We start from the raw sequence: 25080 nt of genomic DNA on the forward strand, positions 1-25080 counted from the left end.
TATCTACATATCGTTTCTATATTTCTTTTTGGTAAAAGCTAAAATTATTCTATTCGTTTAGCAGGCATTTGTCTTCCTCCTTGGTTTAAAGTCAAACTATCTATGGTTCCTTTATCACTTTTATTGAATGTAATTTCTGCAGGAACTACTTTTAGGAAAAATTGTGTTTCACTTTCTGCAAAAATCTCAAATTTAGGTTGACCTGTAGCCATTGCATATATAGAATTTCCTTCTAAAGTTATATCAATAATAAAATTTGGTTGTAGTTCATACTTACCTACATAATGTTTTAAAACATCTGGTGCTACAGTTATTGACTTTCTTTCTGCAGGAGGTGCTTTATCAATTCCTTTTCCCACAAGACTTTCTTGAGCCGTTTTAAAAACGGTTTGTCGTGTGCCATCATCTGCCAAAGAAAAAGTATATGATATGGTTCCATCATCAAATATAAATGAACCATCTTTCATTGGATATATCTCAAATTCTCTTGAGTTCTTTCCTTCCTTAAGACTAAATAACTTACCCTCTTTTAGGATAATATGTCTTATCACACCTTCTTCGAACTCATATGCACCAACCCATTTCTTTGCTTCATCAATGGATAATGGTATAGCATCTTTCTTATCTGGAATTGGTTTACCTATTACCGTAGCGGCTACTTTCATAGTAATTTCACGTATGTTTTTACAATTACAATTAGTCAACCCAATTACATACACATTTTCTTTTTCAAGAAAAATTCCATTCGTTGTATACCCAAAAATCCCTCCACTATGAGAATATCCTTTAGAACCCTGTATATCAGTCTTACGCCAACCATATCCATAATTAATTTCCTCACCACTATTCAATGTAGAACCGTTAATTGCTTTTTCTAAGCTTGTTCTTTTTATAAAGGTATTTGCATTAATTGCATTTTGCCATTTTAACAAATCATCTATTGTAGACATTAATGAACCAGCGGCATATGGCAATGTCAAACTAAGATAATCTGCATTTAAAAACGTATCACCTTCTTGTTTATAACCTAATGCTCTGTTTTTAATAAGCTCACTCATATTTCCATAATAAGAAGAATTCATGTCAATCTTTTCAAAAATATTCTTCTCGATAAAATTCTCATAGGTATCCCCCGAAATTACCTCAATGATATATCCTAATAATATGTACCCAGAATTATTATACTTGAACTCTTCTCCAGGATCAAAATCCATTGGCTCATTTTTAAAAACGTCAATAAGTTCTTTTGGCGTCATATCCGTTCTTGCGGATTTCATGAAGCTTTGCATCCCTGTATAACTTTTTATACCCGAAGTATGATTCAGTAAATGATGAATCGTGATCTTTTTACCATTAGTGGGATAATCTGGAATGTATTTCGTGATTTCATCATCAATTTTAAGCTTTCCTTGTTCCTCTAACATTAGAATAGCAACTGCTGTAAACTGTTTAGTAATTGACCCTATCTCGAATACATTTTCTGGTTTTAAAGGAACATCTAACTCTAGACTTGCTTTACCAAATGCCTTGCGATAAATAGATTTACCATCTTTTGCAACTAAAATAGAAACTCCTGGTTCATTCGCGGTATACATTGAAGAAATAATAGCATCAATATCTTTCTCCATATTTTGACCTTGAACGTGTGTAAAACAGATTGTACAAAGACTTGCAAAAAAGAGTAATCTAATTTTTTGTAATGATTTCATGTGATTCTTTATTTTTGATTGATATATAAAATTACTTAAGAATAAGTACCATATGTATGACGACAAATTGCAGAATAAGTTACTAGTATCTTAGTAAAAATCAATTTAATAGTTCCACATATAATTCTATTGTAAAAAAAAAGTTTTTATATCTATGACAAATCACAGATATAAAAACTTATAAAATAGAAAACAGTATTATACCAGATTTCTAATAATAGTATTTAAAAAGAAATTATTCTTCTTCGTCTTTTATAATAAAACCAGGAGCTGCAGGTACATTTTCATCTATCTCTACTTCTTCTACAACCTGAATAGAATCTCGTAATGCTTTAAACTTTTCTAATTGATCTTCTTCTCCTGTAAAATAAGGAAACACATCCATGATTGGCGATTCTGTAATAGCTGGTATGGTATAATCTCCTGTGGTACCTTTCATCATACTATTTGTATTATCGAAAGCTTCTTTTACATCATTTGCCTGTACAAGTAAGTACATATTAGTTTTTCGTTCTTTACCACTTTCTTCATCATAAGCAATCAAAGATACCTTTGACTTGAACCAACGATCAGAATTCTCAAACGGATGTATCTCAGCAAAATTCGCAACTTTTATATTAGTGATTTTAAATTCTTCGCTAACATAAGCAGCCATTTCTTCATTAATTCTAGTTTCTGCTTCTGTATAAGATACAGCATCCACCAAATAAGGTTCTGTAGTAACCTTCTGTACTCCGGAATCGTTAATTTTTCTATACTTTACTTTACATTCATACCAAGTAGCGCTCATATATTTACTTTTTTAGGATGCCAAATATAAATCTTAAAAAAAAATCTCACAGCGAATTATACCAATAGATATTCACAATTTTTTAATAACTTGATTTTAAACAAATTAAACCAATAAAAACTATAGCAAGGTATTTCTTAATATACTAATGGGATGCAACGCAATACGTTGTGTCCCATCTTTTATCTGATGTCTACAACTTGTTCCTACAGCAGCAATAATGGCAGCTTTAGAAGCCTTTCTTACGGATGGAAACAACGTCTGCTCGCCTACTTGCATACTGATATCATAGTGTTCTTTTTCATATCCAAAAGATCCCGCCATACCACAACATCCGGATGGAATAATAGTAACTTTAAAGTTTTTAGGTAAGTTAAGATATACAAACGTTGTATGAATAGTAGACAATGCTTTTTGATGACAGTGTCCGTGAAGTTTTATCACCTTTTCTTCATTTGTAAATTGATCAGAAGAAATGTTTCCTAGTTCGATTTCTGATTTTAAAAATTCATCGATAAGAAAAACATTTTTAGAAAGTGTTTTAGCATCTTCTTTATGGTCTGCTAATCGGAGATATTCATCTCTAAATGTTAATATAGCTGAAGGCTCTAAACCTATTAACGGTATACTCTCTGAAATCAAATTACCAAAAACACCTACATTGTGATTTGCCAAAGCTTTGGCTTGCTTTAACAAACCTTTCGAAATAAAAGTTCTACCACTTTCTTTATGCTTGGCTATTTTTACTTCATAATTCAATTTAGTTAGTAGTTCTATAGCATCAATTCCGATATTGGAGTCTAAATGATCTGTAAATTCATCTATGAAAAAGTAAATAGTTTTTATTGGATTTTTTGGTTGAATGGATACTAAATTTTTACTGCACCAATTTCTAAGAGATTGCTTACTTAACAGAGGTAAATCTCTTTCTTTAGCAATACCTAATGTAGATTTTAAAATTCCAGAAGTAATTGTATTTTTAAAAACAAAATTTGTTACTCCAGGAGCAATTCTTCCTAGATTATTTAATTTATTATTATTTGCAAATAGCTTCGTTCTTAACGAAACTCCATTCTCTTTTTGGTATTGATATTCAAACTCAGCTTTTAAAGTAGCCACATCTACATTAGAAGGACATTCACTAGAACATCCTTTACAACTAAGGCATAAATCAAAAACTTCTTTTAACTCCTTTTGATTAAATTTATTTTTACTTGTATTATTAGTTAACACTTCTCTTAGAGCATTTGCTCTACCTCTGGTGGTATCTTTTTCATTTTTAGTTGCTCTATAACTTGGACACATCGTTCCACCTGCTTCTACAGATTTTCTGCAATCACCACTACCATTACATTTTTCTGTAGCCCTTAATATTCCTTGCGAATCCGTAAAATCAAACAATGTTTTTATTTCAGGTTCTTCACGATCAATTTCATATCGTAGATGCTCATCCATAGCATAGGCATCTACGATTTTACCAGGATTGAAAATACTTTTAGGATCAAAAGCATTTTTAATTCGCTTTAGCAATTCATAATTCTCATCACCAATCATAAAAGGAATATATCCTGCACGCACAATTCCGTCTCCATGTTCTCCACTCATGGATCCTTTATACTTCTTTACTAAAGCAGCTACATCATCGGTTATTTTTTTAAAAAGCACCACATCTTCTTTCTTTTTAAGATCTAAAATAGGTCTTAGGTGAAGCTCTCCGGCTCCGGCGTGTGCATAATACACTGCTTGCTGATCGTGTTTCTTCATAAGATCAGAAAATTCTGCAATATAATCTGCCAAATCAGGCAAAGCGACTGCTGTATCTTCTATACATGCAACTGCCTTCTTATCACCAACAATATTACCCAATAGTCCTAGTCCTGCTTTTCGAAGTTCTAAGGCTTGATGTATTTCTTCGCCTAATAAAATAGGATTTGCATATGATAATTCTGAAGTTTCTAAAGTAGATAAAAGCGATAACTTTTGTTTTTCAAGACTTTCCTTATTATTTGCTCTTAGCTCTAGCATCAAAATTGCTTGCGGATCCTCTTTTATAAAGAAACGATTTTTAAGCTGTTCTATATTATTCTTAGTACAATCCAAAATCGTTTTATCCATCATCTCACAGGTAAACAATTTATGTTGCATTACAGGCGCTACAGCATTAAGACAATCTTCAATAGAACGAAAATGCGAAGCAATCATCATTGATTCTTGTGGAGGTAATTCATCTAATTGTAAAGTAATGCGAGTGGTAAAAGCTAACGTTCCTTCACTACCGGATAATAACTTACACATATTAAAGCTTTCCTTCTCATCAGAAAAAACAGCAGAGCTTATGAGTTCATCTATGGCATATCCAGTATTACGTCTATGTATGTCTGGTTTTGGAAAATTTTCAATTATTCTTTGCTGTATATTTTTAGGTGAAAGTTCTTGGTAAATGGTTTTGTATATTTTTCCTTCTAAAGTATTTTGATTCGTTTTATATTCAAAATCTTCCTTAGAAATATTAGAAAAAACTGCTTCGCTACCATCAGAAAGCACCGCCTGTAATTCAATTACTTTGTCTCTTGTAACACCATACTGTATAGATGTGGTACCACTACTATTATTACCAACCATACCGCCAATCATACATCGATTAGAAGTAGATGTATTAGGGCCAAAAAACAAACCATATGGTCTTAAAAAACGATTAAGGTCATCCCTAATAACTCCCGGTTGAACGGTTACTGTTTTATTAGTTTCATCAATAGCAATTATCTTGGTAAAATGTTTGGAAACATCCACCACAATACCTTCTCCTACACATTGTCCTGCTAATGAGGTTCCTGCAGTTCTTGGGATCAAACCACAATTATGATTATTAGCAAAATCAATAATTTTCTTTATATCTGATATACTCTCTGGAAAAGCCACTGCAATAGGAATTCTACGATATACAGACGCATCTGTCGCATATAATGATTTCGTAAGTGAATCAAATTCTAGTGCTCCTCTTAACTGATCTTTTAAAACTACTAAGTCAGCTTCTTTAATCATAACTGTTTTCCTTTTACCAATGAATCTAAGGTAATTTGTCTTTTGAAATTAGTATCAAAACAAATAAAACTATCTGTTCCCCCTACACCTTCTATTTGGTGTACCTGTTCATACAATATATTGCGTAGATGATGATTGTCGTATGCAAATATCAGAATAAAAAGTGCATAATTACCCGAAACATAATTACATTCTAATATCTCAGGTATTTTAGCCAGATCATTGACTACAGATTTTGCATACCTTGCTTCCTTTAACCTAATGCCAACATAAGACTTGGTCTTATATCCTATCTGTTTTTCATCAATGACAAACTCTGCTTTATTTATAACACCATTTTCCTTTAACTTTCTAATTCTTTGATGTACTAACGAATTAGAAATCTTTAACTCTTCTGCGATCTGAGAAAAAGGTTTTCTGGCGTCTTTACGGATCTGTAATAATATCTGCTGGTCTATATAATCAAAATGATTCATAATTAATGAAATTTTGAAAGATCTATACCCAAACAAGAAATCTTGTTTTTAAGTAAAATCAATTTGACATAAAATAAAACTATAAATAGCTAAATCATTTGTATTTCAAAACAAAAGTAGTCAAAATTAGTATTTTTGCGCTAAAAACAAACAAATAACAAATGAATTCTACACTTTTTTTATCAGCACTTTGGAAACAATATGCCAGAAAAACCCCATCTGCATATAAGGTAAAATCTCTTTTAGAAGGAGAAAACGAAACAGTTTTTAATGATCATATTGCTATTAGAACATTTGATGATCCTAGAACCAATATCGAAGTTATTGCTAAACCATTTATAGCAATGGGATATAAAGAAATGGGTGAATATCATTTTGAAGCTAAGAAATTATATGCAAAACACTATGAGCATATTGATAACCCAAATGCTCCAAAAATCTTTATAAGTCAACTATTAACTCACCATTTCTCTGATGAATTGCAAACAACAGTAAAGGAAATATTAGATAATTGTGATAACAATATTTTCCATGAAGATGACCTTGTTTTAAAAGGTAGAGTTTGGGAAACACCTTCTTATGAAATCTACAAAGTGTTACAAGAAGAATCAGAATATGCTGCTTGGATGTATGTTAATGGATTTTGTTCTAATCATTTTACAGTAGATGTTAACAAACTAAAAGGATTTGAAAATTTAAGTAGTTTAAACGAGTTTCTGAAAAACAATGGTTTCTCGATGAATTCATCAGGAGGAGAAATCAAGGGTACTCCTTCACAATTACTAGAACAATCTAGTATTCTTGCTGACAAAGTTGAAGTAACATTTATAGAAGGGATTAAAGAAATCACTTCTTGTTATTATGAGTTTGCTTATCGGTACAAGCAGGAAAATGGAAAACTTTTTACTGGGTTTATTGCAAACTCGGCAGATAAAATTTTCGAAAGTACGGATATGAGACTTCAAGAAGTATAAATGATGCCTTCCTTATATTAGGAAAATGTTAACTAAATTAACAAAATCTTAAGCAATTGTATTACATTAAAATATAGTATCTAACGTTATACTGGGATAACAATAAAAACAAAAGCACAATGACGAAGCGTATTTTTATTATTACCACATTATTATTAGCTTCTATCTTTACTATCCAAGGACAGGATATTTCCGAACATGCGATTGGTTTGCGACTAAGTGAAAGTGATGGTTTCTGGGCGGAAGCCACCTACCAAGCTAAATTAAGTTCTGATACAAGAATTGAATTAGATCTAGGAGTACAGGGAAGAAATCGATTTAATGCAGTAAAGATTACAGGAATGTATCAATGGGTTTTTAATATTGATGGTGGTCTTAATTGGTATGTAGGTCCAGGAATCGGTGGTGGTCTGGTAGATTTTGATAATGACCTTGATAATAGAGACGATTTGGAAACTTTTGGTTTTGTAACTGGAGATGTAGGTATCGAATATAATTTTGATTTCCCATTAATGATTTCGTTAGATTTCAGACCGGAAATTTATTTTGACGACTACAGTAATGACGATATCATATTTAATCTTGGTCTTAGTGCTAGGTATAAGTTTTAGTATATCCTAAATAGTACTTTACTTACAAACCCTGAACATAAACGTTCAGGGTTTTCTTTTTCATTTTTTTCTATGCAAATGTTAACCTATGAATTCTTTAACATACAAAAGGTAAATTAAAAAAAACCTTATAATCATGAAGAAATTATTTTTTGGAGTACTCTTAATCGTAACAAGTATTAACCTACTAGCTCAGGATATCCCTAAAAGCGCCATTGGTATCAGAATATCAGAAGGTGTTGTAGGTGATGAAGGATTTGGTCCAGAAATCACATATCAACGACAAATGTTTGGAGAACATAATCGAATTGATGTTAATTTAAGCTGGAAAACTAACTCTTTTATTAATACCTATCGAGGAGGTGGATATTTTCATTGGAGTTATAATATTTGGGATAACCTTAATTGGTTTGCAGGTCCTGGGATTGGTGCTGGATATATCGATTTTAAAACTAGTTTCTTTGGTATAGGAATAACTAACAATAGGGATAGTGAATTCTTTCCTTATGTAGGAGCGGATTTTGGAGTAGATTATCGTTTTGATTTCCCATTACAAGTAGCTTTTAGCATTCGCCCTACTTATGACATTCATAATATAGAAAATACCTCAGGGTTTAACGATGTTGATAATTTTGGAGTAAATATCGGTATAGCAGCAAGATATATCTTTTAGTTACCCCTATAGATTAATTGATTTGATTTATGTTTAGTTGTAAAGCACTATCGTATTTACTGATAGTGCTTTATTATTATACCGTTTCCAATGCATTTTCATACAACTCAACATACATAGGGACAATATTATCTATATCAAACCTTAATGCTTGGTCAAATGCTCCTTCTTTAAAGGTATTCAAAGTATTATCATCCTTTAGAATTTGAATAGCATTTTCAGACATTTCTTTTACATTACCAACATCACTTAAATAACCTGAAACTCCTTCTACATTAACCTCTGGAATACCACCTGCATTACTAGATATTACCGGTACTTTATTGACCATAGCTTCTAACGCAGCCAGCCCAAAACTTTCGCGTTCTGATGGCAACAAGAATAAATCTGAGAAACATAATATTTTGTCAATCTCATTACTATTACCCAAAAAGATGACTTTATCCTTAATTCCTAATTCTTTACATTTTTTTTCTGCAGGTTCGCGTTCCGGTCCATCACCTACCATCAACAATTTAGCAGGAATCTCTTTCTGAATATTATAAAATATATCTACAATATCCATAATTCTCTTTACTGGTCTAAAATTACTAATATGAGTAACTATTCTTTCTTCTGGAGTTGCCATTAACTCTCTCTGACAATCCGTAAAGTCAGTTTTACGAAGACTGGCATCAATAAAATTAGGAACCACTTCTATACTTTTCTTAATATCAAAAAGTCGCAACGTATCATCCTTTAAACTTTGTGAAACAGATGTTACAATATCACTATTATTTATACTAAAAGTAACCGCCGGTTTGTAAAACGGATGGTTACCAACTAAAGTAATATCTGTACCATGCAAGGTAGTCACCATTGGAATATGTATTCCTTCTTCTTCTAACATTTTTTTAGCCATATAACCTGCATACGCATGTGGTATCGCATAATGTACATGTAATAACTCGATATCATACTTCTTTATAGTATTCACTAGTTTACTAGATAAAGCTAATTCATACGGCTGATACTGAAAGAGTGGATACTCTGGCACTGTAACTTCATGAAAATGTATGTTTGGGTTTAACAGTCCAAGTCTTACAGGTTGTTTATAGGTAACAAAATGTACTTGATGATTTAGTTTAGCAAGTGCAATCCCTAATTCAGTGGCCACTACTCCACTACCTCCAAAAGTTGGATAACAAACAATAGCAATATTCATCTATTTACTTTATTTTTCAAATAGGTTAGATGGAATTCGCCAATAATCCTAGAAATTAATAACAACTCTGTTATTATGGCTCATTTCATAAATACAATTTTCTTTTCATCGCACAATGTACGAGAAAATTAGTATTGCTCCTTGTTAAAGGATTTGTAAAAAAATTATTCCACTTTTGTCAAAAGAATATTTCCAGAATCTAATTTTCTAACCGAAAGTCTCGTATGTCCAAAAACATTATTGGAGGATATTTCTAAAATCCCCTCACTTTTATTGTAAACCATTGGCGTCTTATGTTTACCATATATTCTATTATGTATATATCTATGATCATTACCACATATTGGTCCTCCAAGAATATATTTTTTGGTTATTCCTTCTTCTGATATAATAATTTTTGCCCCCATAGGTAGATCATTCCTTGTAAGATCATTCCTTGTAAGATCATTCCTTGTAAGATTTTTTCTGCCGGAATAAAGAATATATTTTGTATTTCCAGAACGAAAATCGCTAAGGGCTAAACTCCATTCTCCAAATAATTCTTCCTTATTAGGAATTTGATCTTGAGCAGACACTGATAGAATAGTTACTAATAAGAAAATAAATGTAATTTTGGTTGGCATGTCTGAATATGTTTGGTTTAAACAATACCATCAAATTATATGCCTAAAACTTATCTATAATAAAAAAGCAGATCATAAGCCGGATTCTGTAATCCGCCTATGGCGGACTCCTTATCATTTATCTAGTATTGACATTACTATCAACATCAAACCGCCTACCCTCCAACATTGGGCGTGCAACCCTCAAAAGCTGGTTTACGTGGCGTTGCACCGCATAGAGTTTACCTGGTTTCACTACAGCCTTACCTGTACATACTTTCTGCTGCACTTGTCCTCATCTCACGACGGACGGGCGTTACCCGCTATGCTGCACTACGGTGTCCGGACTTTCCTCCTTGTCCCAAACTTGATTTGGGATCTTTTCATTCTACCTCTCGATATCCTTATAAGATGCCGAAACAAGTTCGGCACACGGCGATAAGGTGATCTGCTTGCTGCAAAAATAGAATAATTCATATACCTGCATTCAGAATTCAACAATATTTTTATCTGTTAATAACTCGGTATAAAAACCAAAAGCAACAATTCTTTATTTCCAATCAATTTTTAACTTTGTATCGATGGAACATTTTATAGTATCTGCACGTAAATACAGACCCCAAACATTTAAGGATGTTGTGGGTCAACAGGCTATTACCAATACGCTGCTTAATGCTATAGAAAATAACCATCTCGCTCAAGCCTTATTATTTACAGGGCCTCGTGGAGTAGGTAAAACGTCTTGTGCGAGAATTTTGGCAAAAACCATCAACCAAGAAGGTCACGAAAATCCAGACGAAGATTTTGCTTTTAATATATTTGAACTAGATGCTGCTTCTAATAATTCTGTAGATGATATCAGAAGCCTCATTGATCAGGTTCGTATTCCTCCTCAAGTAGGTACTTATAAAGTATATATTATTGATGAGGTGCATATGCTCTCTCAAGCGGCCTTTAATGCATTTCTAAAAACATTAGAAGAACCGCCTAAACACGCTATTTTTATTCTAGCAACCACAGAGAAACATAAAATCATACCAACGATATTATCACGTTGTCAGATTTTTGATTTTAAAAGAATAACTGTTACCGATGCCAAGAATCATCTAATGCAAGTAGCTGAGCAAGAAGGGATCACTGCTGATGAAGATGCACTACAGATTATTGCTCAAAAAGCTGATGGTGCTATGCGTGATGCTTTATCTATTTTTGATAGAGTTGTTAGTTTCAGTGGAAAAAACCTTACCAGACAAGCTGTTACCGAAAATCTTAATGTTTTAGATTACGAAACGTATTTTAAAACTACTGATTTAATACTTCAAAATAACATTCCTCAGCTATTATTGGAATTTAATGAAATTCTAGCGCAAGGATTTGATGGTCATCACTTTATTGCTGGATTAGCATCACATTTTAGAGATTTATTAGTTTGCAAAAATCAGGCAACTATTAACCTTCTTGAAGTTGGAGAACAAACAAAAGCAAAATATCTGGAACAATCACAAAAATCTCCTCATCCTTTTCTGATTAAAGGTATTGAACTGGCTAATGATTGTGATCTAAAATACAAAACCAGTCGTAACCAACGACTACTGGTCGAATTATGCCTAATGCAACTTGCCTCTGTTCTTACTAAAGACGGAGAAAAAAAAAATGACCAACCCTACATAATTCCACCTAATTATTTTAAGGAGAAAGGAATAAAACCGATAAAAATTTCTGCAGAGCTTAAAGAAAAAGCTCAAGAAAAAGCAACTCAAAACATTCCTGAAGATGTAACTTCTGCAGAAAACCCTGAAAAATCTGTTACATCTAATCCAGTAGTTGACCACAAAAAAGAAGAATCGCCATCACAACTTAGCAATTCTCAACAAACAGTTACTATACCCCCTACAGCTACAGAAAGCAAACCTGCAATACGTAACAGACAGGGTCGAACTTCTGGTTTATCACTTAACAGTATTCGAAAGAAGAAGGAACATGAAGAGAAAAAAGTAGATACGATTGTTGACCCAAAAAATCTTCCAAGTGATACGTTTACAGAAGCTGAAATGCAGGCTGGTTGGGAAGAATATGGTAAAATGCAGGACAAAAAAGGAGAACGGATTATCGGGTCTATGTTCGCGATGAATATTCCGACGCTTACAGATGGTAAAATTCATTTAGAATTACCTAATCAATCTATGAAAGTTGATATGGAAAGTGCACTTCCTGGCTTATTTCAGTTTTTGTATAAAAAGTTGAACAATTACAGTGTTGCGCTTGACATAACAGTAAATGAAGAAGCTTCAAAAAAATATGCATTTACACCGCAGGATAAATACGAAAAACTACGCGAGAAAAATCCTCTTATAGATAAGCTACGTTCTGATTTTGATTTGGATATTTAAGCAGATATTATTCTAAAAACTTCATAACAATTTTGCCAATTTCTTAATCTATGTTAATGCAAAAAGGTTTATAGTTTCTCATCTTTACTTCTTATTAAAAAATTAATTATCTCGTCAATAGTATTAAAACATTAGCAAAAATTAGAAGGTGTTTTAACACTAACAGTGTTTAATACCATATGAAAAACTATAAGTCGCACTTTGTTTTTATTTGCTTACTAGTATTCTTTACTCTAGCATTCTATTATCTTGGAGAAATTATTTTGCCATTCATTATCGGGTTGTTTCTTGCTTATCTTTTAAATCCTCTAGTAAAAAAAATTCAGAAAAATATACCTAATCGTAATGTTGCAGTTACAGTACTTCTGGCAGCATCTATCGGAATTTCCTTAGGCTTTATTACGCTATTCGGGAGTCAGGCTATGCATGATTTTAAAAGACTAAACAACGCATTTTCAATTTTTGCAGAGAATAATAGTCAAGAAATTAATACTACCGCAAACAAGGTAAAGTCATATATCCAAAAAATATACTCAGAAGTAGAATTACTAAAACAAAATGAAGAAACAGAAGCCAAAACAACTTCTCAAAATATAGATACGGAAACTATAGCGGAGACCTTATCTCAAATCACTTCCTTTTTTAAATCTGGTGCTTCGGATGATGATAAAGACCACAACTTTAATTGGTTTCTTATTATGCTATATTCAATAGGTTATTTTGTATGTATACTCTACACCTATCCATATTTTGAAACTCGGTTTGCTAAATATTTTAGAGGAAACAAAAAACAAAATCAACTTTGGAATGAGCTTATCACAGATTTTAATCAAACATTTTTAAAGTATTTCAGACAGCGCAGTACTGTTGTTATAATTTCCTCAATAATTTTCATTCTATCGTTTCTAATCATTGGAATTCCAGGAGCTATCATACTTGGTCTTATCGCTGGATTATTATGTTATATCTCTCATTTTCATTATCTGGCATTAATCCCATTGTCTATAAGTTGCTGGGCATTATCGATTGAACAGGAACAAAGTTTCTTTATCTATTTTGGTTTGGTACTATTGATTTTTATCATCGTATCTATCCTGGAAGAACTTGTTTTTTTTCCATTTATAATGAAAGGAGTTTCTAGTATGAATCCTGCGATAATGATGATTTCTTTTTCTTTATGGACGTATATATTTGGTGTTATCGGACTTTTAATTGCATTGCCACTAACCTCTATGCTCCTGCTTTATATGGATCGCGTATTAACGAGTTTTGATACAGACATTGGTGAAAATTAACACATAGATTTTGAGCATATGAAAACAACCAGATTAGAAGCTTTTAGTGATGCCGTTATGGCTATCATTATCACCATTATGGTATTGGAACTAAAAGCACCTGAAGAAACTGATTTTAGTTCACTTATTCCGAAAATACCTATATTTTTAAGTTACCTAGTTAGTTTTGTTTACATCGCTATTTATTGGAATAATCATCATCATTTATTTCAGGTAACAGAAAAAGTTAATGGTAAAATTCTTTGGGCGAATATGCACGTTCTTTTCTGGGTATCTCTAATACCATTCAGCACATCTTGGTTAGGAGAAAACCATGAAGCTTCCGTTCCTGCCGCGCTATATGGAATCATACTATTAATGATTGCAATTGCTTCCATTATATTACAACAAGCAATTTTAAAACATCATGATCATGATTTTATGCTTCGAGATGCAATTGGAAACGACCTAAAAGGAAAACTCACAATTCTGATCTATGTTATCGGAATTATTACCTCTTTTTTTAATACATGGTTTGCTGTTTTGTGTTATATTATCGTGGCGATTATCTGGTTCATTCCTGATAAAAGGATTGAAAAAAACGTTTAATTAAAAACAACGATTTATTATATAACATGAAACCGTTTCATAAAAATTGAAATTTCTAGGATTCATTTCTTAATCTACATTAATGCATAGGTTTATTTAATAGTAGATTTTTGTGTAATAAACTCACAAATTATTAACATCAAAAATCACACAATGAATTTTAAGTCAACACTATTCGTCATAATGATGTCAATTTATTCGATATCATTTGCCAGTACACCTCAATCTGCAAACGTTATAAAATTTGGTGATGCCAATACATTATTCATTGGTGATAGTAAATCTGCTACCTTATACGCATACAACATAAAAAGCAATGATAATCCTACTGCACAGCAAGGATATAACATCCATGATCTAAGTAGTAAGATTGCACAATTTTCAAAAATTAATCCATTTGATATCCTGATTCGTGACATGGCAATTCGTCCTACATCCAAAGAAGCTTACATCGCTTTTGACACGAAAACTAGAACAGGGTATGCTCCGCAAATAGTCATTGTAAATCAAGCCGGAAGTATCAAAAAATTTGATTTAGAAAAAACGAAACATACAGAAATACAATTGAACGATGCTCCCACCAGTGACTTCAAATTTTGGGATAAGACTCCAATGAGAACATTAACCTTTACAGATATCGATTTTTATAACGGAAAAGTATATATCAGCGGAATGTCTAATGCCGAGTTTTCATCTGCTTTACGAATTGTAGATTATCCTTTTAACAAATCTAAGGTGGCTACATCTTCTGTTGAAATATTTCATGCCGTTCACGGTCAGATGGAAACTCGTGCACCAATCCAAACATTACAGTTTGTTACGCTGAATAATGAAGATTACATCTTGGCAGCTTATACATGTACTCCTTTAGTTTTGATTCCTGTAAAAGACTTAAAGAATGAAGCACATATTGTTGGAAAAACCATTGCAGAAATGGGGTATGGTAATACTCCTGTTGACATCATTAAGTTTACGTCTAAAGATGCTGATAAAAATCCTTATGAAACCATTATTTTATCTAATCGAAATCAATCCGCTCAATCTATAAATCTAACAGATATTACTACTAGTAGCAAAACAGAAAGTATCGGATATGTTGGTGCAGCAGGTCAATCGGGAACCCCTGCTACGAATTTACCATTAACTGGATTAATGCAAATAGATGATCAAGATGACTCTCACTTTACAGCAGTTAGAAGAGACCAATTAACAGGTGAGTTAGAGCTAATTTCTTTTCTAAAAAACGTTAACCTAAGATTAGATGAATATATATCAGAATACGATCAGCCGTCTTATAAATACGAAGGAGAACAGGCGCAAATGAAAGACGCGCATAATATGATGTTGAAAGATTTAGGTTTACCGCTTAAAAAATAGCAACCATAATATGAGCATATTGATTAGTATCTTATGAAATACTTTTTTTTGTTTTTGTGTCTATTCTTTGATACAAACATTTTTGCGCAAAAGGATATGCCTCCTAATGTTATTGAAATTTATCCAACAACAGATTCTATCCCTGTTAACATTTTACGCTTTTATATTCAATTTTCTCAACCCATGCAGGAAATGAATATTTTGAAACATGTGAGGTTGACAAATCAAGATGGAAAAAATATTACCGGTGTATTTTATGAAAATCAATATGAATTATGGAATCAAAACAGAACTAAAGTTACGCTAGTTATCGATCCAGGCAGAGTAAAAACAGGTTTACTAGCTAATAACACAATGGGACGAGCTTTTGATAACGGTCAATATTACACGCTTAATGTTGATAGTTTATTATTGGATTTTAATGATCGTAATTTAGCTCGAAGTCATACTAAAACGTTTGTAGCTGTCGGCGAAGATATAATTGCACCAAATCAAAAAACATGGAGTGTTTCTGCCCCAAAACCAATGTCAAAACAAGCGTTGCACATAAGTTTTGATGACAAAATTGATCACATATCGGCAAAAACGTTCATAAAGGTTCTACATAAAAATAATGAGGTTACAGGTGATATTGAATTAAGAAACGGGGAGCAAGAATGGTACTTCTATCCAAAAAAGGAATGGAAAAAAGGAGATTATCAAATTCTTATCCACCCAGCGTTAGAAGATATTTGTGCTAACTCATTGAATCAAATATTTGATCACCAAATTGAAGGTTTTAAACAAAATAGTAAAGAAATTTCAATATTGAAATTCACTATTCATTAATCGTATATTAAAATAATGGAAATAGGAATTGATAGTTTTGCCACCTCACCAAATACACAAATCAGTGATTCGCAAGCACTAAATGAACTGATCGCAAGAATAGAGCTTGCTGATCAAGTAGGCTTGGATGTTTTTGGTATCGGAGAACATTACAGAAAAGAGTTTTTGGATTCTGCACCGGCCATTATTCTGGCAGCTGCAGCAGCTCGTACAAAAAAAATACGTTTAACTAGTGCAGTTACCGTGCTTAGTGTTGCTGATCCTGTAAGAGTATTTCAAAACTTTTCTACACTAGACCTAATTTCTAAAGGAAGAATAGAAATCGTAGTAGGTCGAGGGTCCTTTACCGAGTCCTTTCCGTTATTTGGGTACAATCTTAATGAGTATGATGCTATTTTTTCTGAAAAACTCGATCTTCTATTAAAAATACGTGATAACGAATTTGTGAATTGGTCCGGTAGATTTCGACCGACACTACGTGAACAAGCGGTATATCCTAGACCTTTTCAGGAAACATTGCCTATCTGGCTTGGAGTTGGCGGAACTCCAGCTTCTGTTATACGTGCAGGCACATTAGGATTACCACTTATGATTGCCGTTATTGGTGGAGAAACACATCGGTTCAGACCATTAGTTGATTTATACAGAGAAGCCGGAGCAAAAGCCGGTCATTCTCCAAAACAGTTAAAAGTGGGGTTACATTCCTTAGGATATGTGGCAAATACTACAGAAGAAGCTGTTAAAGATTATTATCCCGGATATGCAGAAGTCTTTACTAAAGTTGGAAAAGAACGAGGATTTCCTCCTGTTACCAAAGCTAGTTTTGATGCTCAAAACGGATCTAAAGGGGCATTACTGGTTGGAAACCCTGAAGAAGTAGCAGCAAAAATACTTCGACACAATGAAGCGCTAGGAGGAATTTCGAGAGTAACTTTTCAAATGGACGTAGGATTATCTCATGAAAAATTATCTAAATCCATCGAATTAATCGGTACAAAAGTATCACCCATAATTAATAATCCATAACATTCCAGAATCCTGCAAATATTGGTGTATATTATAACGAGGCAGTAAATTAATTAATATCTAAAAATAGTTAATGAATCAACTAAAAGTAAAAAAAGGTGATATTCTACAAAGAAAGGGTGACTTAAATACTAAAATATATTACGTAAAAAGTGGATTACTGCGTAGTTATGCCATTGATAAAAAAGGAAAAGAACATATTTTTCTATTCGGTCCAGAAGGTTGGGCCATAGCAGATAATTTACCTCCGGATACGCCTTCCGATCTATATATCGATGCAATAGAAGATTCTACAGTGACTGTAGCGCTAAAGCAAGAAAATATAAATAACGCTGTAATAAAAGCTGCACCGATTCTTAAACGCTTATCAGTACTACAAAAAAGAGTTATTATGTTAATGAGTGCTTCTGCCATAGAGCGATATGAACATTTTATGGAAGTGTATCCCGAAATAGCCAAAAGAGTGCCGCAAAGAATGATCGCCTCATATCTCGGTATCACTCCAGAAGCTTTAAGTAAAGTCAAAGGAGATAAAATAAGAAGTAAATAAATATCAATTGTTATTTCTTAATGTAGATTAATGCATATTACTTCCAATTATATCATTTTTACGTTATGAAAAAAATAATTGCTCTCGGCGCAAGTAATAGTAAAAATTCTATTAACAAATTATTTGCCACCTATGTCGCCAATCATCTGGAAAATACAATCACCACTACACTAGATTTAAACGATTATACCTTACCGCTGTACAGTCCTGATTTGGAAGTCGATATCGGTATACCCAAAAATGCGGTGGATTTTAATCAATTAATAAGCTCGACCGACGGTATCGTTCTTTCTATGGCAGAATACAATGGCTTACCAACTGCAGCTTTTGTAAACCTATTTGATTGGCTATCCAGAATTGATCAAAACGTTTGGCAGAACAAACCTATACTCCTAATGGCGGTTTCTCCTGGAGGAAGAGGTGGTGCCAATGTTCTTAAAATTATTAATGATCTCATGCCTTTTTTTGGAGGTAAAGTAATTACATCCTTTTCTCTTCCCTCATTCCCCAAAAATTTTCAGGAAGGGCGTTTAATCAATGAGCAGCTCTATAAAGAGTTATCTGAAAAAATTGAACTTTTTCAGCAGTCTTTGAATTAAAAAACAACTAATTATAACTTCAATGTATTATGAAAAATTTAAACATTCTATTCAAAATTTCAACCATTTTATGGATTATCTGGGGTCTTGTGCATGTGCTTGCCGGAGTATTAACCATGAATTTTATACTATCTGGAGATATTGCTTCTGCCATTAGTGGTATTGCTGACGCAGTAGACCCAGCTATACTACAAATGGAATATCCAGACGCAGCTGGTGCTGTTATAGGACAACATGGGTTTAATCTATTTTGGATTGGATTAGTAACAATTATATCTGCCTTATTTATTTGGAAAGGAAATAAAAATGCCATTTTTCTTGCAGCGATAACAGGTGGTTTAGCAGATTTAGGGTATTTCTTGTTTATGGATTTAGGAGGTTATGTCAATTTTGTTCCAGGAACAATCATGACATTTGTTTCCTCTGCGGCTATTATTTTAAGTTTTTATGCTTACTTCAAAGGGGATAAAACTTTATAATTTTTTCTCATCGAAAATAGCAAGTCTTACTGTAAAATTCACTTTATGTCAATATCCACAATCGTCAAATTTTTCATTGCTTGTATAGCTATAATTGGTATTCATACAAAGGTAGTTGCACAAGAAAAGGAAGATCCTCCAGCCCTTAAAACAAATAGAGCCGACGAAAACTACGAATACCTAAAAGATGAGGATAGTAATCCCTATAAAAAAGGCTTTGGGGATGCCTTAAAGCATATAAATCTAAATAACAGCAAATCGATTTATCTCACATTAGGTGGTCAGTATAGACCCCGTGTGGAACATTTTACGAATAAGAATTGGAGCACTGAAGACGAGACTTTTTACTCACAGCGATTAAATGTACACACTAGTCTAAATTTAGGAAAATATGTCAGATTTTTTGGCGAGTTATATCATGGGTATACCAGTAATGAAGAACAATCCCCTGAAACTGATGCTATTGATTGGCATCAAGGATTTATAGAAATCAAATTTATAGCTAAAGAAAATAATAACCTATCATTTTTATTTGGACGTCAGGAAATGACATTAGGAGCCAGTAGATTAGTAGGCAATCGAGAAGGACCAAATATCAGGAGAACTTTTGACCTTGGTGCCATAAAATACAAACATGGTAATACTACTGCAAAGGCTTTTTATGGTAAAGAAGTTTCTCCGGAATTTGAAGCCTTTGATAATGATTTTGAGCTTTTTAATGGAAATTCAACTAATCCCGAAATATGGGCGGTTGGAGCACAGTTTCCTATCAAAAATCTAAATGGTACCAATGAATTATATTATCTGGGATTTAGATCAAAAGCAGCAGGATTCAATGATGTTTTTGGAGAAGAAGTAAGGCATAGTGTTGGACTAAGAAGATTTGGAATGATAGGAAAAAAAGTGAGCTATAATACCGAAGTTATATATCAATTTGGTGACCTGGATGGTAGCACTATTAGCGCTTTTAATATTGAAACAGATTGGAAGTATGTTTTCATTAACACTACATGGAGAACTACAATTGGTTTAAAACTCGATTGGTCTAAAGGTGACAATGAAGCAGGAGATGGAAAAATACAGACGTTTAATCCGTTATTTGTCAATCCTGCAATATACAGTTTGGCAAGTGTAAATACTCCTGCTAATCTTACTAGTTTTCATCCTAACGTAACCGTTTATCCGGCAGAAGGGTTTTCAGTGTATATGGATTACGCTCTATTTTATAGAACATCTAGCGATGATGGCCTTTATACTCCTCCACGTTTTCAGATTCGAGAGGCAAATGGGATTACAGAAAAACATATTGGCGATGCCATAGGTTTACAGATAATGTATGAGTTTAATAGGAATATATCTTTTGATCTTAGAAGCACCTACTTTATTCCAGGGAAATTTATCAAAGCATCCGGAGATTCAGAATCTATATTTTATATCGCTCCAACATTGAGCTTTAAGTTTTAAAAAAATGACGAAGTATTGCTAATCTATTTTTCATAGCTCCATTAGCATTAGATATTTCAAAACATTAATTTTGCTCTCTATAACCGATAAAAAATAGATGATGTTAGGCCTAAAACTTCCAACGGATCCAAGATGGGTAAATATTGTAGAAAAGAATATTGAAGAAATCCTAACGGATCATGCCTATTGTGAGCAAAAAGCTACATCAACAGCTATATCTTTAATCGTTAGTTTTCCTGAGTATACTGAGTTAGTTCAGGAAATGACAAAATTAGTAAAAGAAGAAATTAGCCATTTTAAAATGGTACACGATAAAATTATTGCAAGAGGATGGACATTGGGCAGAGATCGTAAGGATGATTATGTAATACAATTAGTTACATTTTTCCCTAAAGGTGGTAGCAGAACTACTCAATTAGTACATCGATTATTATATGCAGCTTTGATTGAAGCCAGAAGTTGTGAGCGTTTCAAACTACTTTCTGAAGAATTAGAAGATCAAGAACTTGCAAAATTTTATAAAGATCTAATGGTGAGCGAAGCTAACCATTATACTATGTTTCTTGGCTTTGCTCGTCAATATGGTGACCGTGAAGAAGTTGATAAAAAATGGCAGGATCTACTCATTTATGAAGCTGAGATTATGAAATCCTTAAGTAAAAAAGAATCTATCCACGGATAATAAAAATGCCCTCCATCTAGTGAGCATTTTTATTATATTTATATATAGTTGTTTAATTATAGTCTATACCCAACAGATAATTGAATATTTCTACTATTACCATCTATATCTATAGAAGAGCCATCTTCATCAAAAACATTAGATAACCCAAAAGCATATCGCAAATCGACAAAGAAATTGTCTGTAACATTAACTCCTATTCCTGCAACAGCTGCAAAATCGAACGTGCCAAAGTCAACAATATTAGCTTGATTATCTTCCCATTCCCATATCTTAATTCCCGCCTGAGGTCCTAATTGAACATTAAAAAGATCTGTAATATTATATTTTAATAAAATTGGCACTTGAAGATAATTAACGCGTAGATCTTTATCTTTATTCCCTTGTCCAGAATATTGAAATTCAGGTTGTAATCTTAATTTCTCGGTTAAAGCAAAGTCTGCTAAAAAACCTACAACAACTCCTATCCTACTTTTATCTAAATCTCCAGTTATGTCATCAGAACTTATCGAACTTAAATTAGCTCCTATTCTAATTCCGTATCTGGATTCTTGCGCATTAATAGTAATAGTTCCAATTAATAAAGCAAAAACAAAAAGTAAAGTTTTATTCATAGCGTAAGTATTTATTATACATTTGGTTAAGAAGTCCAAGTTAAAACAAAAAAATGAGTTTTTTCAATCTTTTCAGGCGATTAAGGGAATTTTCTCTTAAATTTCATTTAATTTTTCACTATATAGTGATTTTATAATTCCATCAGAGAGACCAATTTTAGGAACAAAAATTTCTTGAGCACCACTCCATTTCATAGCGGACAAATATATCCTAGTAGCTGGTAAAATCACATCTGCTCTATCTTGATTCAGGTTTAACTCCCATATCCTCTCTTCATATGACAGCGACTTCAATAAGTCATAATAGGAACTTAGATATAAGAATGAAAGTGGTTTTCCATTACCTTTTCCACTGTTTTTAAAAATGTTATTTATGTTTCCACCAGATCCGATCAAAGATAATCTAGAATATCCTTTAGTTACATTTTCAATCCATTCTTCTACTTCTTTCCAAGTACTTTCGGAAACAACATTGTTTAACAACCTAACTGTTCCCAATTTAAATGATCTGGAAGTTATCGTTTTACCATTATGATATAAAGTAAACTCAGTACTACCACCTCCAACATCTACATATAGATAAGTCGCATCAGAATTAATTAAATCATGAAGATCCGTCATTGCGATAATTGCTGCTTCATCAGAACCATCAATAATATCAATCTTTATTCCTGTTTTTTCTTTAATCAGATCGGCTACTTCTTTACCATTTTCTGCTTCTCGCATTGCAGATGTAGCGCATGCTTTATATCGAACTACTTTATGCGTTTTCATTAATAGATGGTATGCTTGCATGGCATCTATCATTCTAGTAACATTCTCTTCGGAAATTCTATTCGTTAAAAATACATCTGCACCTAATCGAATTGGAACACGAACTAAACTGGTTTTTTTAAACCGAGTAGTTTTTCCATTTTCCTCGTGGACACTACTGATTAATAATCTAACTGCATTAGAACCTATATCAATGGCTCCATATTTTTCTATAGTCAACAAAATATTTAATTTCCTAGTTTTCTTAAATAATAGTCATACGTTGCAATCTGGGATCTTACTTTCGTATTATCGTTTCGAATATACCCATTATCTTGATTCTCTGAAAGTTTTCGGGCCTTCACATTATCACTCCAACAAATTTCGAAAGTATCCATTAGCTCTTCTTTAATATCATCATCATATATAGGACACGTTATTTCTACTCGTCTATCCAGGTTTCTTCTCATCCAATCGGCGGATGATATGTATACTTTAGGATTTCCTCCATTCTTAAAAATCAAGAGTCTTGGGTGTTCCAAAAACTTATCGATTACACTTATCGCCCTAATATTTTCGCTCATTCCAGAAATTCCAGGAATCAAGCAGCATATTCCTCGAATAATTAGATCAATCTTTACTCCAGCTCTACTAGCCTCATATAATTTATCGATCATTGAATAATCGCTAAGGCTGTTTAACTTTAGTTTAATACCTGATGGCTTACCTTCCTTACTATTCTGTATTTCGATATCTATTAATTTTACCAAAGAACTTCTAGTATAATGCGGAGAAACTAACAAATGTTTATATCTACTTACCTTATAATTAATCTCAAAAAACTTAAATACCTTATTTGTCTCCTTCAGAATTGCTTCATTTGTTGTAAACAATGTATAATCAGTATATATTTTTGCGGTAGATTCGTTAAAATTTCCAGTGCTTATAAACCCATATCGTTTTAATTTTCCTTTTTCTTCTCTCTCAATTACACATGCTTTGCAATGCACTTTTAAGCCAGAAACTCCAAAGATAAGGTTTACACCTTCTCTTTGCATTTGTTCTGCATAACCAATATTTGCCTCTTCATCAAATCGCGCTTGAAGCTCAATCTGTACAGTCACATTCTTTCCATTCTTTGCCGCATTAATTAAAGAACTTGCAATGTGCGAGATACTGGCTAATCGATATATAGTAATTTTAATCGTTTTTACTTTTGGATCAATTGCCGACTCTCTCAAAAATTTTACAGTATAAGAAAAGGTGTGATAGGGTGTGTACTGTAAATAATCTTTTTTTGCAATCTTATCTAATAAACTACCTTGTAAACTTAAACCCGGAATGGTTAACGGCAATAAAGGTTGATATACCAATTCTTTTTTATCTAAATCCGGAAAATTCATATAATCCCTACGATTATGATATCTACCTCCTGGAATAATGCTATCCGCATTATCTACCCCCATTTTTTCCATTAAAAAATTAAGCGTATCCTTATCTATGGTTTTATCGTATACAAATCTTACAGGTTCTCCATCTCTTCTGGATTTTACACTGCTCGAAATTTTTTGTATAAAACTTTTACTAAAATCGTTATCAAAATCTAGCTGTGCATCTCTGGTAATTTTAATCATATGTGCAGAAGCACTGATATAGTCAAAAATACTGAAGTTAATTTGCATACAGTACCTAATCAAGTCATCTAGTATAATAATGTATTTCTTACCATCTTTTTCTGGCAATACTACAAAACGATCCGTATTTTTAGGTATCTCAATTAAGGCGTAAATTTTTTCCTTAGTTTTCTGATGTAAGATCTTAGATATCGCTCCTTCTTTAGGTACACTATCTTTTAGTACCAATTTCACCGCAAGATAAGCAACACTATCTTTAAGGTGTGGAAACTTATCAAGGTCATTTAATATATAAGTTACTAATGCAGGACTAACTTTATCGACAAAATATCTACGTATAAAACTATCTTGCTCTGTAGTTACTTGATTTTCATCAATAATAAAAATGTCGTGTTCTTTTAGTTTTTCTCCAATAGTATTAATGGTTTTTAAACTTTCAGACTGTTGCTTAATTACAATTTTGGTGATTTGTTCCAGCAATTCACTTGCCGTTTTTCCTTTAAGGACATTTTTACCATCACGACCGGCAAGATCTATTCGTTTAATTGCCGCATATCGTACCTTAAAAAATTCATCTAAATTATTAGAAAATATACCTATAAACCGTAACCGTTCTAACAATGGCACACTGTCATCAGATGCTTCTTGTAATACTCTAGCATTAAATTGCAGCCAGCTTAACTCTCTATTTATATACTTATTAACTTGATTTTCTGTCAT

Annotated in this window: 23 protein-coding genes and 1 other RNA gene; 14 read left to right on the plus strand and 10 right to left on the minus strand. The window is 32.7% G+C overall.

All coding sequences use genetic code 11. The features are described 5' to 3' along the window. Positions 1-44 precede the first annotated feature (44 nt). The 4 genes from Q0910_RS24635 to Q0910_RS24650 form a co-directional block, all read right to left on the minus strand. The gene (locus Q0910_RS24635) at positions 45-1709 is read right to left on the minus strand and encodes a serine hydrolase (protein ID WP_299222631.1); all 1665 of its coding nucleotides are present in this window, start codon (positions 1707-1709) and stop codon (positions 45-47) included. Positions 1710-1944: 235 nt separating this feature from the next. Further along, a complete protein-coding gene (locus Q0910_RS24640; RefSeq protein ID WP_118455425.1) occupies positions 1945-2499 on the minus strand; it encodes a DUF4494 domain-containing protein in 555 nt (184 codons plus the stop codon). Between the two features lie 120 nt (positions 2500-2619). Beyond that, positions 2620-5541 carry an FAD-binding and (Fe-S)-binding domain-containing protein gene (locus Q0910_RS24645; RefSeq protein ID WP_299222633.1) on the minus strand — a complete coding sequence of 974 codons (2922 nt, stop codon included), beginning with the start codon at positions 5539-5541 and terminating at the stop codon, positions 2620-2622. Beyond that, a complete protein-coding gene (locus Q0910_RS24650) occupies positions 5538-6017 on the minus strand; it encodes an Lrp/AsnC family transcriptional regulator (protein WP_299222635.1) in 480 nt (159 codons plus the stop codon). Before Q0910_RS24650 ends, Q0910_RS24645 begins: the two co-directional genes overlap by 4 nt. A gap of 161 nt (positions 6018-6178) precedes the next feature. Here Q0910_RS24650 and Q0910_RS24655 point away from each other — a divergent pair, with 161 nt between their 5' ends. The 3 genes from Q0910_RS24655 (at position 6179) to Q0910_RS24665 (ending at position 8275) form a co-directional block, all read left to right on the plus strand. Further along, on the plus strand, positions 6179-6991 hold the full coding sequence (locus Q0910_RS24655) for a DUF1338 domain-containing protein (protein ID WP_299222637.1): 813 nt from the start codon (positions 6179-6181) through the stop codon (positions 6989-6991). Positions 6992-7110: 119 nt separating this feature from the next. Further along, the gene (locus Q0910_RS24660; RefSeq protein WP_299222639.1) at positions 7111-7602 is read left to right on the plus strand and encodes an outer membrane beta-barrel protein; all 492 of its coding nucleotides are present in this window, start codon (positions 7111-7113) and stop codon (positions 7600-7602) included. A gap of 136 nt (positions 7603-7738) precedes the next feature. Further along, positions 7739-8275: a hypothetical protein gene (locus Q0910_RS24665; protein WP_299222641.1), complete on the plus strand. Its 537-nt coding sequence runs from the start codon at positions 7739-7741 to the stop codon at positions 8273-8275. 76 nt (positions 8276-8351) lie between these two features. Here the strand turns inward: Q0910_RS24665 and bshA are convergent, their stop codons facing one another. The 3 genes from bshA to rnpB form a co-directional block, all read right to left on the minus strand. Further along, positions 8352-9479 (minus strand): N-acetyl-alpha-D-glucosaminyl L-malate synthase BshA, encoded by a 1128-nt coding sequence (gene bshA / locus Q0910_RS24670; protein WP_299222643.1) that lies wholly within the window; start codon positions 9477-9479, stop codon positions 8352-8354. Between the two features lie 164 nt (positions 9480-9643). Further along, positions 9644-10102: a hypothetical protein gene (locus tag Q0910_RS24675; RefSeq protein ID WP_299222645.1), complete on the minus strand. Its 459-nt coding sequence runs from the start codon at positions 10100-10102 to the stop codon at positions 9644-9646. A 63-nt stretch (positions 10103-10165) separates the two neighbouring features. Beyond that, an RNA gene (rnpB, locus tag Q0910_RS24680) (RNase P RNA component class A) lies at positions 10166-10533 on the minus strand. Positions 10534-10662: 129 nt separating this feature from the next. Here rnpB and Q0910_RS24685 point away from each other — a divergent pair. The 11 genes from Q0910_RS24685 (at position 10663) to Q0910_RS24735 (ending at position 21359) form a co-directional block, all read left to right on the plus strand. Then, entirely contained in the window at positions 10663-12471 is a 1809-nt protein-coding gene (locus Q0910_RS24685; RefSeq protein ID WP_299222647.1) for a DNA polymerase III subunit gamma/tau, read from the plus strand. A 179-nt stretch (positions 12472-12650) separates the two neighbouring features. After that, entirely contained in the window at positions 12651-13766 is a 1116-nt protein-coding gene (locus Q0910_RS24690) for an AI-2E family transporter (RefSeq protein WP_299222649.1), read from the plus strand. Positions 13767-13784: 18 nt separating this feature from the next. Continuing rightward, a complete protein-coding gene (locus Q0910_RS24695; RefSeq protein ID WP_299222651.1) occupies positions 13785-14354 on the plus strand; it encodes a TMEM175 family protein in 570 nt (189 codons plus the stop codon). Positions 14355-14507: 153 nt separating this feature from the next. After that, positions 14508-15731, plus strand: coding sequence for a hypothetical protein (locus Q0910_RS24700; protein WP_299222653.1), 1224 nt, complete (start codon positions 14508-14510; stop codon positions 15729-15731). A 33-nt stretch (positions 15732-15764) separates the two neighbouring features. Then, positions 15765-16559, plus strand: a complete 795-nt coding sequence (locus tag Q0910_RS24705) for a hypothetical protein (protein WP_299222654.1) — start codon at positions 15765-15767, stop codon at positions 16557-16559. A 15-nt stretch (positions 16560-16574) separates the two neighbouring features. Beyond that, on the plus strand, positions 16575-17585 hold the full coding sequence (locus tag Q0910_RS24710) for an LLM class flavin-dependent oxidoreductase (protein ID WP_299222656.1): 1011 nt from the start codon (positions 16575-16577) through the stop codon (positions 17583-17585). A 73-nt stretch (positions 17586-17658) separates the two neighbouring features. Further along, positions 17659-18135 carry a Crp/Fnr family transcriptional regulator gene (locus Q0910_RS24715; RefSeq protein ID WP_299222658.1) on the plus strand — a complete coding sequence of 159 codons (477 nt, stop codon included), beginning with the start codon at positions 17659-17661 and terminating at the stop codon, positions 18133-18135. Positions 18136-18200: 65 nt separating this feature from the next. Then, the gene (locus tag Q0910_RS24720) at positions 18201-18734 is read left to right on the plus strand and encodes an NADPH-dependent FMN reductase (protein ID WP_299222659.1); all 534 of its coding nucleotides are present in this window, start codon (positions 18201-18203) and stop codon (positions 18732-18734) included. 29 nt (positions 18735-18763) lie between these two features. Continuing rightward, entirely contained in the window at positions 18764-19213 is a 450-nt protein-coding gene (locus tag Q0910_RS24725) for a hypothetical protein (protein WP_299222661.1), read from the plus strand. 45 nt (positions 19214-19258) lie between these two features. Continuing rightward, positions 19259-20677 (plus strand): alginate export family protein, encoded by a 1419-nt coding sequence (locus tag Q0910_RS24730; protein ID WP_299222663.1) that lies wholly within the window; start codon positions 19259-19261, stop codon positions 20675-20677. Between the two features lie 100 nt (positions 20678-20777). Then, on the plus strand, positions 20778-21359 hold the full coding sequence (locus Q0910_RS24735; RefSeq protein ID WP_118455408.1) for a tRNA-(ms[2]io[6]A)-hydroxylase: 582 nt from the start codon (positions 20778-20780) through the stop codon (positions 21357-21359). A 56-nt stretch (positions 21360-21415) separates the two neighbouring features. Here the strand turns inward: Q0910_RS24735 and Q0910_RS24740 are convergent, their stop codons facing one another. The 3 genes from Q0910_RS24740 to ppk1 form a co-directional block, all read right to left on the minus strand. Further along, positions 21416-21973, minus strand: coding sequence for a porin family protein (locus tag Q0910_RS24740; protein ID WP_299222664.1), 558 nt, complete (start codon positions 21971-21973; stop codon positions 21416-21418). A 96-nt stretch (positions 21974-22069) separates the two neighbouring features. Then, positions 22070-22969, minus strand: a complete 900-nt coding sequence (locus tag Q0910_RS24745; protein WP_299222665.1) for an exopolyphosphatase — start codon at positions 22967-22969, stop codon at positions 22070-22072. Positions 22970-22974: 5 nt separating this feature from the next. After that, the gene (gene ppk1, locus Q0910_RS24750; RefSeq protein WP_299222667.1) at positions 22975-25080 is read right to left on the minus strand and encodes a polyphosphate kinase 1; all 2106 of its coding nucleotides are present in this window, start codon (positions 25078-25080) and stop codon (positions 22975-22977) included.

This window comes from uncultured Aquimarina sp. (assembly GCF_947495315.1).
GTDB lineage: Bacteria > Bacteroidota > Bacteroidia > Flavobacteriales > Flavobacteriaceae > Aquimarina.